9 protein-coding genes are annotated in these 11595 nt (G+C 37.4%); all 9 read right to left on the bottom strand.

Going from position 1 to position 11595, the window contains the following annotated elements:
- Entirely contained in the window at positions 1-1590 is a 1590-nt protein-coding gene (locus tag MV052_RS01375; RefSeq protein ID WP_297440236.1) for a methyl-accepting chemotaxis protein, read from the bottom strand.
- A gap of 48 nt (positions 1591-1638) precedes the next feature.
- Positions 1639-2694 carry a TIGR00303 family protein gene (locus MV052_RS01370; protein WP_297440234.1) on the bottom strand — a complete coding sequence of 352 codons (1056 nt, stop codon included), beginning with the start codon at positions 2692-2694 and terminating at the stop codon, positions 1639-1641.
- A 22-nt stretch (positions 2695-2716) separates the two neighbouring features.
- A complete protein-coding gene (locus MV052_RS01365; RefSeq protein WP_297440231.1) occupies positions 2717-3526 on the bottom strand; it encodes a peptide deformylase in 810 nt (269 codons plus the stop codon).
- Positions 3527-3529: 3 nt separating this feature from the next.
- On the bottom strand, positions 3530-4918 hold the full coding sequence (locus MV052_RS01360; protein ID WP_297440229.1) for a cobyric acid synthase: 1389 nt from the start codon (positions 4916-4918) through the stop codon (positions 3530-3532).
- A gap of 17 nt (positions 4919-4935) precedes the next feature.
- The gene (locus MV052_RS01355; RefSeq protein WP_297440227.1) at positions 4936-8040 is read right to left on the bottom strand and encodes an efflux RND transporter permease subunit; all 3105 of its coding nucleotides are present in this window, start codon (positions 8038-8040) and stop codon (positions 4936-4938) included.
- Positions 8041-9102 (bottom strand): efflux RND transporter periplasmic adaptor subunit, encoded by a 1062-nt coding sequence (locus MV052_RS01350; protein ID WP_297440225.1) that lies wholly within the window; start codon positions 9100-9102, stop codon positions 8041-8043. It lies immediately after the preceding gene.
- Complete coding sequence (locus MV052_RS01345) at positions 9099-10454, bottom strand: TolC family protein (RefSeq protein ID WP_297440223.1); 1356 nt, start codon at positions 10452-10454, stop codon at positions 9099-9101. Before MV052_RS01345 ends, MV052_RS01350 begins: the two co-directional genes overlap by 4 nt.
- Before the next feature lie 78 nt (positions 10455-10532).
- Complete coding sequence (locus MV052_RS01340) at positions 10533-10739, bottom strand: hypothetical protein (RefSeq protein ID WP_297440220.1); 207 nt, start codon at positions 10737-10739, stop codon at positions 10533-10535.
- Positions 10740-10802: 63 nt separating this feature from the next.
- The gene (locus tag MV052_RS01335; RefSeq protein WP_297440218.1) at positions 10803-11516 is read right to left on the bottom strand and encodes a carbonic anhydrase family protein; all 714 of its coding nucleotides are present in this window, start codon (positions 11514-11516) and stop codon (positions 10803-10805) included.
- Positions 11517-11595: the final 79 nt, after the last annotated feature.

Raw genomic sequence — 11595 nt, 5'->3', positions numbered from 1 at the left:
TTAGCTTTTAAACTCGTCTATCGTTTTTTGGAGCGAAGTAGCAACTTGAACAAGTCTCTCTAAATCATTTTCAATACTAAGAACACTTGTTCCATTAGCAGTTGAGAGTGCTTCAATGCTTTTAATAAAACTGATGATCTCTTCTAATGTTTTTGACATCTCCTGACTATCTTGTTTTGACTTATTTGCTACTTTTGTGGAGAGTTGCATAGCTTCTGAAGTGCGAGAGATTTTCTCTTCAACATCACCGGATATATCTGAAAGTGCTTCAACCTTTTTAGCATTTTGAGACATTTTTTCTCCGACATCATTGATAGATTGCACAATAGTGCTGACACTTATGTCAATCTCACCTAGACTTTTTTGTGTCCTCTCCGCAAGCTTACGAACTTCATCTGCAACGACAGCAAACCCACGTCCATGCTCTCCAGCGCGAGCAGCTTCTATCGCTGCGTTTAGCGCGAGTAGGTTTGTTTGTTCTGCTATCTCTTTGATGACATTGAGAACATCTTTTACTTGGTCGGCATCATTTTTGAGTGTTGAGAGTTCATCTACAAGTTCATTTTCTGATTGAACAAAACCACTCACTTCATCGTTGAGTGATAGTAAAGATGCACGTGCTTCTTCAAGCTCTTCATCTGCTTTTTGGATTGTCTCTTGTGTGTTTGTTGCTGTTTGTATGGTTTGGTCAAGAATAGCTTGGATATCTACACTTTTTTGGCTTGTTTGTGTCACAAGTGTTTGTTCTTGCTCGGTTCCTTTACGGATAACATGAGAAGCTGTCGCAATTTCAGAGGCAATTGCATTATTTTGATGACCTAAGGATTTTACTTCATTGACTGTTTCTTGAATCATTGCTATAAAGTTATTTACTTCTTTAGCAGTTTCACCAAACTCATTGCCCTCTTTGTATGCAAGACGTTTTGTGAGATCTTTATCTCCACTCACTAAAGAAGCGATTTTTTCTTTAAGTGCATTGAGTGGGCTAAATATCTCACGACTAAAAAAGATTGCAGCTGCTATGGCAAAAAGAATGGCTAAAAGTACAAGAGATATAACAAGTGTTGTGTTTGTAGAGTCTATCATTGCATCATTTTTATCCAAAGATACAACCAGATCAAGAGCGCCAAGCGTATACCCAACTTTAGCATTATAATGACAAGCAAGACAACGTTGTTCGGCAACCATAGGCTTGACCATACGAACAAGATGGTGTCCATTTTCATTTGTTTCTATAATTTTTGTTGTTTTGTTTTTTAGGACATCTATTAAGATAGGATCTTGCGTAAAAGTAGCTTCGGGCGTATAGGCTTCAATAATAGCTTTGGACTTAGCAATGTTAAGTTCACTAATGCCATCAATTGCCCTTGCATCTTCAAAAGCTTTCACAACGACAGCAGGATCACCCATCATCATGCTTGTTGTCATAGTTTGAAATATTGACTCACTCAGCATCTGCAAAGATTTTTTTGCACTGGTGTTGGAGAGCTCTTGCAAGGTAGAAGAGAGATAATAAGAGAGTGAGAACAAGCCTAAAATAGAAAATGCAAGAACAGAAACAATAACCTTAGATTTTACAGATGAGAACATAATATTTCCTAATGATGTTTTATCGGAATATTATAGCAAAACATAGAACTATAGAGAATAGATGAGTATTTCTATCTGCTCTAAGAGTTGCTCAGTTGTTATCTCATGAGAAGTGGCATAGCCAAGCGCTGCACCTGCGCCAACACCCTCTTTCGCTTCACCCTCATCATATTTTTTGAGTATAGGTATCTCGGTATTTGCAAAACTAAAAGTTGTATAGACTGCGTTTGGAGTGTAGCTAAGTTGTTCTAAAATATGTTTGATATTGGAATGTTTGTCTTGTGCTACCCATTGCGTTGTTGCAAGCATAACATTGTCATGTTTGATACGCATCAAGATATCTTCTCTAAGTGCATCAGCTATGAGAAGAGCAGCTGCCATTTGTGTTCCACCAGCGAGAACTATTTGAAATCTTTTTGAGGCTTCTACTAAAAAACCAGCACAAAAAAGAAGCATATTGTCACTGACTATACTCAACTTTTCAAAGTTATCCATACGTTCATCAAGATGTTTTAGTGCTGCGTTTATGGTCTTTGTTTTGATGTCGTTTGGAACATTTAAAAAACTTGATGAAAAATCATTTGCGCAGTCATAACCAAGTGCAAGAGCTGAAGCTGTTGCCGTTGTTGTACCAGCAGGAGTACTCTCTCCTAAGATAAGATAGTTGCCCCTAAGTTCATAACTTCTCCCAAATGCCATGCCTTTACTAAAAATCTCTTTTGCATCTATGTTCGCACCGCTGTTAATAGCCTCTGAAGGTTTGATGTCAAAATGGTGAAGAGTGCAGTTTTGTGGCTGTGTTTGTAAACCCAAATCTAAAATCTCAATAGAGCTAAACGCAGCTAAATTGTGTGTAGCACGGGTAATAAGAGCAGGAGAGGGAACACCTGTAGGTGTCTCAGCAAGTTCACCGAGTGAAAAAACTTTTTCATTGCTAATATACTCAGCATCAAGTGTTGGCGTAAGAGGAATCATCCCGGGAATACCCGCTTGTGTGATGCCCTCAATCTCACAAGTCTTTGTTACAGAAGCAGCAAGTAAAAAGTCAGCTCTACCACTTGGAAGGGAAGTTTGTTTGTTTGTTAGTATATTATATGTTTTCAAATTATCTCTTTTTGATGACATCTTACCAAAGAATAAAATAATTTGCTATAAAAAGCACGAGAATTTTTGCTAGAGTTATGGCTGTGACTCCGATGATATTGCCTACTTGACAAGAAGAACAGTTTTTATACAATTTTCCTTCGTACTGTGCGTAGAAAAAGTAGATAGTTGTGAGGAGTAACAGTGTTATCATCGAGTACTCTTCTGCCGTTTTTAATAGTGCGAGGTTTGCATCACTTAAAAAGAATGCTCCAGCTAAAGCAAGAAGAGAGATAACAAAGATACCTTTGATAAGATTGAGGATGCTATCTCTTTTAAAAACAGTCGGACAGCCATTGTTTGTGATGGCATCTGTTCCATTTTCGAGTTTAGCATCAAAAACTTTTCTCTCCTCTTCATCAAGACGCACAATGAAACTTGAACCAAAAACATAGTCTAGTTTTCTTTGAAGTGTGATGGAAAGCTCTCCCCCTGCATCTAAAAACTGCTGCTCACCATTTCTATCTTCATAGATAAGTTTTATCTTTTCATAGCGTTTTGTTTTTGCACTGAGACCTGGAAAATAGGCTGTTCTTTCTATGGGTTCAACTGTGCCTTCTCGTTTGATAATTCTTGGATTTATTATCTCAAGATAACTACCATCTTCTTGTTTAAGCACAATGATAGAGAGTGGTGAGCCTATCTGAAACGCAGCTAAGGCGTCAAGAGTGTTGGCTTGAATGGTATCTTTTAAATCTTGAATCAAGTCAAAAAGCTCTTGATTAAAATGTCTTACATTTGCGCCAAACTCCAAACTAGGAGTCTTTGGGTATTTTATTATATCTCGTATCATGGTTTAGTTCCTTTGTAACTCTTTAATAATGTAGTTCATATCTATATGTTTATCGATGTGATTTGTAAAGTCTTCAATTGTTTTCGTTTTGAAATCTTGGAAATTATAGCCTTTGTAGCTTGGATTTATTTTATTGAAGATTTTCAAACGCAGTGCATCATTTTCAAAAATCCCATGAACAAATGTGCCGTAAAGATTCTTTTTCTTTTTTGCATTTTTCTTGGTTATACCATTGTGTATTTCATATCCCGGAGTGATGATACCACGGTGATTGTAGTAGCCTTTTTTGACTGTCTTCTCTTTTTGAAAAATAACATTACCCTTAAAGCGTCCAAATCCAGCTGTGATTGTCTTCTCAGATTCTACACTATCCTTATCTATTAAGTGCTCAAACATCATCTCATAGCCACCACAAATTGCGATGATATTTGTCTTTTTTGAGGTGAGTATCTTCTCAAATCCATTTGCACGAAGCCAAGCTAAGTCATCTATAACACGTTTACTTCCTGGGAGTATGATAAGGTCACAGCTATATGCTTCTACTGCGTTTGAGATGAAACGCAGTGCTATCTCTTTGTCAGCTATAAGTGGCTCAAAGTCTGTAAAATTACTAAGATGTGGAAGCTGAATGACACCGACTGTGATGATGGATGCTTTTGTGTCTTGTTTGTAGTTTATGAGGGATTGGGCATCTTCAAAACCGAGATTTAAAGGCTTATATGGCACAACCCCAAGGACTTTTATGCCAAAATCTTTTTCTATGATAGAAACACCTTCATCAAAAAGACGCATATCTCCGCAAAACTTGTTGATGATAACACCGATGACATTTTTTTGCAGTTTTTTTGGTAGAAGATTATAAACACCATAGATGGAAGCAAAGACACCGCCGCGCTCAATATCGGCTACGATGATGATTTTTGTATGAAACTCTTTGGCTACATAAATGTTTGAGAGGTCTTTGTCCATGAGGTTGAGTTCTACAGGAGATCCAGCACCCTCAGCAACAATGCACTCATACTCTTCTTTAAGAGTGTTAAAGGCAGCTTTTACGATAGGTTTGAGTGTGTCAATATCACGATAATACTCCCAAACATCTTTTTGAGCAACACTCTTGCCATTGAGTATCATATGTGCTTTTGACTCGCCAGCAGATTTTAAGAGGATAGGGTTCATCAAAACAGAAGTAGGAATCCCTATCGCCTCCGCTGCAAAAAACTGAGGGATGGCAATCTCTCCGCCATCATCAGTAACTTGTGAATTGTTAGAGACATTTTGTGCTTTAAAAGGGACTGCGTTTATGCCGCGTTGATGCAAGAGATAGGTCAGAGCAAAACTAAGCGTAGATTTGCCTGCATCAGAACTTGTTCCGAAAATACTAAGAGAGTGCATAAAAAGCCTTGTTTATATTAATATTTCTCCTCAAGCATTTCATTTTCGCGTACAGTCCAGATAAACACCAAAGGAATGAAAAGAAGTGTAAGAAAAGTACCTACGATAAGACCACCTATAGCTACAGCACCTAAAGGGGCAAGCCTTTCAAGACCTATGGCAGAACCCATAGCAACAGGCAACATACCAGCAGATACTGCAAACGCAGTCATCAGTACTGGTCTTGTTCTAATGCGGATACTTTCAAACATCGCTTCACGTTTACTCATGCCTGCTTGCATTTTCTCAATTGCAAAATGGATAAGAAGTATGGCATTATTTACGATAATACCTGAGAGTAAGATAAATCCCATCATTGCCGGCATAGAAGTGTGATAGTGCATCCCTAACATCATCCAAGATGCTCCAATGATTGTCAGAGGAATTGAGATAAGAATCATTAAGGAAATTTTCACAGAATTAAAGAGTGTAATTAAAGTGAAAAATATCAAAACAAGAGCAAACCCTATTGCCCCAATCATACGAGAAGCAGAACTTTTAAACTGTTTTATATCTCCTGTTTGCTCCATTGTAACACTATCTGGAAGGACAATATCTTTTGCCTGCTCTTCAAAGTTTGCCATGATATGAGAGATGGCCGCTTTTTCTCTAAAACCATATACGTTAAGCGTATAGTTTAAGCCTTCTCTTGTTATAAGTGAAGGTTCTGTTAGCGTGCTTATGTTAGCGACCCCTAAGAGAGGAACTTTTCCTTTTGGTGTAGTAAGAAGGAGTGAGCCTAACTCTTTTACATTGTTACGTTTGGCTTCGTCTACCCAAACACGAATATCAAAATCTTTACTATTTTGCAGAGCAAAAGAGCCAACTTTTGCACCACGAATGTAGACCTGAAGTTGACGAATGATTTCTGCATTGCTTAAACCGTAAAAAGAAGCACGCTCTTGGTTGATCTCAAGGTTAAATACACGTTTGTTGTTTTCCCATGTTTTAGAGACAGAGACAAGCCCTTGTGTTTGACGCATTGCTTTTTCTATCATCTCTCCTGCACGCTCAAGGTCTGCAAAGTTTGGTCCTGAGAGTGTTACATCAATATTTGCACGAATGCTTGCAAGGGCAGTTGCCCCATAATCTACAACATCAATCGAATTTACATTTTGAATATGAGCAAGTTCTTCGCGAAGTTTTTTCTCTATATCCCAAATACTCTCACTACGTTTGTAGCGGTCAACATATGTTGCGGTAATAGCGATATGGTCAATCCCACTACCACTTCCAATACTCATCACTCCAGCTTCAGAGCCTATGGCGCTAGAGAGGTAAAGAAGTTCTCCATGTTTTGCTATGATAGCATTTGCTTCTTTTACTATTTGTTCACTTGCTTCTACTGGAAGATTGGGGTCGACATTGATAGAGATTTTTACTCCACCCGTATCCATTGGTGGCATAAGTTCTTGCCCGACTGTTGGCATAACACCTTTTACACTTGTGATAAACATAAAGAGTAAAACAACAAAGTAGGCGACTGCTGCAGTTTTATGTTCAAGTGCTAGCGTGACTGCGTTTGCGAAAAAACGACTAATAGCAAGATTGAATGGGCCTACAAATTTTTCAAAAAAAGCTTCAGACTTAACTACCCAGGGGTGTTGTATTGTTAATATCTTCAATGAAAGTAGTGGTACAGCAGAGATAGAAACAATATATGAAGCTGCTAGTGCCAATAGAAGTGTTCCAACGAGGGGTTGAAAGACAGTTTGGGGGTAACCACCAACAAAAAGCATAGGTGAGAGTGCTATCATCGTTGTAAGTGTTCCTGAAAGGTCAGCAAACATAATCTCTTTTGTTCCTGAAAAAACTGCTGTATGAATTTCATCATGCCCCTCTTTGTAGTGGCGTTCGATGTTTTCCATCACAACAACGGTATCATCTAGTAAGAGACCAAGGGCTAAAATAATAGCAGTTAGCGTGACAACATTAAACTCGATTCCAACTATCCACATTAAAGCGATAGTCGCCATGTAGACAATAGGAATGGTCACAAGGACGACGAGTACTTGTCGAAAGCTTGCTAAAAAGAAAAAAACAATGATAGTGGACATAACGATAGCATCACGTAAGGACTCAAACATATTTGAAGTGCTTTGTATGATAGTATCTTTTTGTGTATCTGTAATCTCAAATCTCAATTTTGGATATTTTTGTTTTAGTTTTTCAAGCTCTGCTTCTACTTTTTCTATACTTTTCACAACATCAGCATCATTACCTCGCTGAACAGCAATAGCAATGGCCTCTTTTTGATTCCCAAAGTAAAGTGAGGAATTTTCATAGTGTCCAAAATAAACTTTTGCAATGTCATTTAAGGTGATATCTTTTGTGATTTTCATAGATTTCAATGCAGCGATACTATCTCTTTTCCCATTGGCTTTGAGTAAGTAACGATCTTTTTGAGAGTTGATAAATCCTATTGCATAGTCATTGTTGTTACTGCGAATAACAGCCATAACACGGCTAATGTCAAGACCATATTGGTCAAGTTTTTCTTTATCTACAATGATTTGAAGTTCTTTATCGTAACCACCAAAAATATCAACATTTGCAATGCCATCAAGCTTAATCAAATCATGCTTGATTTGATTTTGTGCAAGTTGGCGGATATCTTCAAGTGCAACACCATTTTTAGAACTAACAGCTATGGTAATAATAGGTGCAGTTGCTGAGGTGATTTGTAAAATTTGTGGAGCTAAAATCGAAGAAGGGAGGATAGATTTGATTTTATCAAGAGCATTACTGACATCACTTGTTGCGGCATCTATCCCTTTTGTGTATTCAAATTCGGCATTAATAACACTTACTTCATCGATGGTTGTAGAATAAACACGACGAATTTTATCCAGAGTATAAAGCTCCTCTTCTACTGGTACGCTAACATTTGATGCAAGTGTCTTTGCAGAAGCACCAGGGTTGACTATAACAACTGCTACAGTAGGATAGTTTGAGTCTGGAAATAGTTTTCGGTCAATCTTTTGGTAGCCAACAATCCCTAAAAATATAAACAGAGTTAAAAAAGAGTAAATAAAGTAGGGTCTTTTGAGTAAGGCTTCTACCCATGAAGATGATTTTTTCATTTACTCAGCCTCAGTTATAGTCATCTTACCTAGTGTAGGTAAAAGTGCTAGCTTTGCCTCAGCAGCAGTTGCTACTGCTTGTGTAGGACACTCTCTTAGTATGGCATTTTGATTATCTTGTAGGATAATGTCTGCATTAAAAGATTGAAATTGACCTTTATTATAGACCATCAAAACTGTCTCTTTTTTACGATGGAGTAGAGCATTTAATGGTACTGCACAGCCTGTTGCTTTGTCAACAACTACATCAATGTTTATAAAAGATTTGTTGGCATATGCAAGTGCTTTATATGGTTTAATCTCCGCTACTAGCATGGCATTTTTAGCATCATCATAACAGCGAGTCACTTGACCTATCTCTTTGTTGTTTATAAGTACGGTCTGCCCTTGGACAATGGGCTTAGATGTTTGGATATAAGAAAAGATGAGTTTTTGGTCATCTGAATTTAAAGAGATTATGGGTTTTCCCGGTACGGCAAGATTGCCTGCATCAACAAGAACGCTTCCTACACGTCCGCTAAAAGGAGCAGTGATATTTAGGTATTTGGCTTGTGCATGGAGTTGATTTATTTTATCATCTGTAGTTTGTAATGCAGCATATTTATTTTGGTATAAAACAGAAGAAGCGTCATACTTTTCTTTTGAAATTGCTTCGGCTTCTAGGAGTTTTTTATTACGTTGTAAGGTTCTTTTAGCATTTTTAACATCTGCACTCAGTGCTCGTTTTTGTTGTTGTAGAGAGGCAATACTAGCTTTGATTTCTGCATCATCTAAAGCTATAAGGAGCTGGCCTTTTTTTACGATGTCATTTTCTTTGACATAAATATGTTTTATTTGAGCTGAAAACTTTGAGGCGATGAGTGCGCTCTTGCTAGCAAGTAATTGTGCTAGAAAATGTCTTGTCTCTTGGAGTGTTTTTGTACTTGGTTTTACAGTTTCTACATTGTAATGATACACCTTAGCTATAGGCAACTCTTGAACTGCTTTCTTTTGACTTTTTAAAAAAAGCCCTGCCGTAGCTACAATCGCGATGACAATGACGAGTATTAGTATTTTTTTCATTTTTCTTCTCCCTTTTCGAGTAAGTAGTCTAAATAGTATAAAGCTTTTTGATAGCTATATTTTGCATCGATCATTTGTGCATAAGCTATCTCTTTTTTTGCACGTGTTGCAAGTAAGTCAGTGATTGTAAGCGCATCGTTATCATAACGGATTTGCTCAATTTTACTTGTTTCGTCTAGCAGTGCATATTGGGATGCAGCGCTTTTATACTTTGCAACTGCAAGTTTGATTTTGTTGTGTGCGATGAGAAGATTTTTACGAACTTCGATTGCCACACCAGCACTTTGTAGTTGTGACTCCAAATAGGCAAGTTTTGCTTCTTCATTTTTGGATCTGCTTAAACCAAAGTCTAAGACATTCCATTTTAAATGCACTCCAAGTTGCCAAATCTCAGCACTATTGTAATCTCCCTCTTTGAGAACAGTTGTCCCAGCAGATGGGGCGGTGCTAGTTGGTGGAACGCTGTTTGTCGTGTCATTTGGACCAAAGTTTTGTCCGTAATAGGCTCCAAAATCAATCACTGGGTAGTAACTGGATTTTGCTTGATCACGCTTTTTTGCATTTACTTTTTGATTGATTTTAGTTGCTTGATATCGCTTTAAAGAGGTGATATTTGACTCTTCAATCACAAAAGATTTTGACTTTGGCATTGTAATAGTGAGTGGTTCTGTTTTATTAAAAGTTTTATTTCCCATCAGGGCAGAGAGTGTTGCTTTGAGGATATCAATATTTGCCCCCATTGTATTTTCTTGAGCTAAACTTGCTGCTACACTGTTTTGTGCACGAAGAAGATCCAGTTTTGATTTGCTTCCAAGTTCACGTCCTTTTTGTATCTTCAGCACTAATTGGCTTTGTGCCTGAGTGTAAAGTCCTTGAGCTTTTAGCTGTTCTTCAAGAGCGAGTAAAGAGAGATAAAGCGTACGAACATTATAAATAAGCTCTTCACGTGCAAGTTTTCTTTTTATAAGAGAAGACTGGTATTGCAAGTCTGAAATTTTATAAGCGCTTTGTTGGGCAAATCCATTAAAAAGGATAACGTTGTAAGCAATACCTGTAGTAAAAAGGTCTTGTGTTGTTGGAATTGTGTAAGCACCATCAGGGGAACCTACTATAGACATCGGTGTCAAGGGAGCGAGTGTTCTTGATAGATTGTAGTGATCATAGGATGCTATGACATCAACACGACCATATTTTTGTGCCTGTTTTGCACTGCGTACACTTTTTGAACGTTCACTGCTGACATTAGTTTGTTTGAGAGCATTGTTGTTTTGCAAAGCATAATCAACAGTCTCGCTTAAGGTCATCGCTTGTAGGCAGATAACACTCAGGCTTAAGAATAAGAGATATTTCATCTTTTTAGGACTCCATAAGCTAAGATTTTGGATAGTGTAATAATAGCTTAGGGATATTAGCGTAATGTTAAGAGGTACTTAAAGATCAACTCCATCCCAAAATTCATCAAAGTCGAGGTTTGTTAGAGCATTCTCATCAGCTATGTTTTTTTCAAGTAGTTTTTTTTGTTCTTCTTGAAAATAGAGCTCAAGAGCTTCATTGATAATTGTACTTTCATCTTTTTTGAGTATTTGAGTAAATGCTTCTAGGTTTTGGAGGTTATCATCTGTAATTGTTATTTTCATAAGAAAATTTTAGCCAAAGTTAGTTACATTTACTAACTTTAGCGGTCACTGTATTTAGAATATTTATTTTGTTTGGACGACTCTTTTGTTAAGGGGCTGTGTTGGTCTTTCGTTATTTGTATAATATTTTCTTAGTTTTTTGAGTTGTGCTTTAGAGATATTTACGGTGTCTTTGAAGATATACCATTGAACATTTTCAGTACATGGTGGTGTTGTAAAAGAACCTTTATAATGGTAATAATGGTCAGTGTCTTCTGGTAAAAGATCATTTGGATTAACTTTTACACTCCCATCTGCATTCAGGATTTTAGCGAGTGCAGGGTTCTCTTCACCTACTTCAAAAAGTACCGCAACAACAGCTATTGAGCCATCTTTTGCACTGTGTACCATGTGCATAACTGCATTGTATCTTCTGCCATCAATTGTATGTTCACTCATCCCATGAAAATGAAATTGTTGTAACTTATAATCTTTGCCATGAAGTGTGATATAGCCCGCGTCATGAGGAGTGACTTTTAAAGAATGTCCATTGTCTATAACTGTAGAAACCCCATCGTATGCTTCGGAGAGTTTGACTGTATAACTCTTGTCGAGCTGGAGCGTTTTTTCCGTTTGAATATTTATGGGAGATTGTTCTTTGCCTTTTTCGCAAGTTTCACTGAAATGCCCCCAGTGCTCTGGTCCATGTTGTCCATAGTCCCAATGTGCCTCAACACCAGCAAATGCAATGCTAGATGTCGCTAATAAACCTAATGTAAGTTTTGTAAATGTAGTCATTTTCCACCTTTTTTTTACGGTAAATCAGAACTCAAGTCACCTTAGTTTTGATTTACCGTGCCTTTTTTTAGTATAAAGA

Origin of the sequence: Sulfurimonas sp. (assembly GCF_026988655.1) — a bacterium.
In the GTDB taxonomy this organism is placed as follows: Bacteria; Campylobacterota; Campylobacteria; order Campylobacterales; family Sulfurimonadaceae; genus Sulfurimonas.
The sequence above is the reverse complement of the archived record's forward strand: the minus strand, read 5'-3'. Positions and strand labels throughout refer to the sequence as shown.

Bases quoted from the DNA above. Each gene is read 5' to 3' on its own strand.
- MV052_RS01375 (WP_297440236.1), bottom strand. From the start codon at position 1,590: ATGTTCTCATCTGTAAAATCTAAGGTTATTGTTTCTGTTCTTGCATTT.
- MV052_RS01365 (WP_297440231.1), bottom strand. From the start codon at position 3,526: ATGATACGAGATATAATAAAATACCCAAAGACTCCTAGTTTGGAGTTT.
- MV052_RS01360 (WP_297440229.1), bottom strand. From the start codon at position 4,918: ATGCACTCTCTTAGTATTTTCGGAACAAGTTCTGATGCAGGCAAATCT.
- MV052_RS01355 (WP_297440227.1), bottom strand. From the start codon at position 8,040: ATGAAAAAATCATCTTCATGGGTAGAAGCCTTACTCAAAAGACCCTAC.
- MV052_RS01350 (WP_297440225.1), bottom strand. From the start codon at position 9,102: ATGAAAAAAATACTAATACTCGTCATTGTCATCGCGATTGTAGCTACG.
- MV052_RS01345 (WP_297440223.1), bottom strand. From the start codon at position 10,454: ATGAAATATCTCTTATTCTTAAGCCTGAGTGTTATCTGCCTACAAGCG.
- MV052_RS01340 (WP_297440220.1), bottom strand. From the start codon at position 10,739: ATGAAAATAACAATTACAGATGATAACCTCCAAAACCTAGAAGCATTT.
- MV052_RS01335 (WP_297440218.1), bottom strand. From the start codon at position 11,516: ATGACTACATTTACAAAACTTACATTAGGTTTATTAGCGACATCTAGC.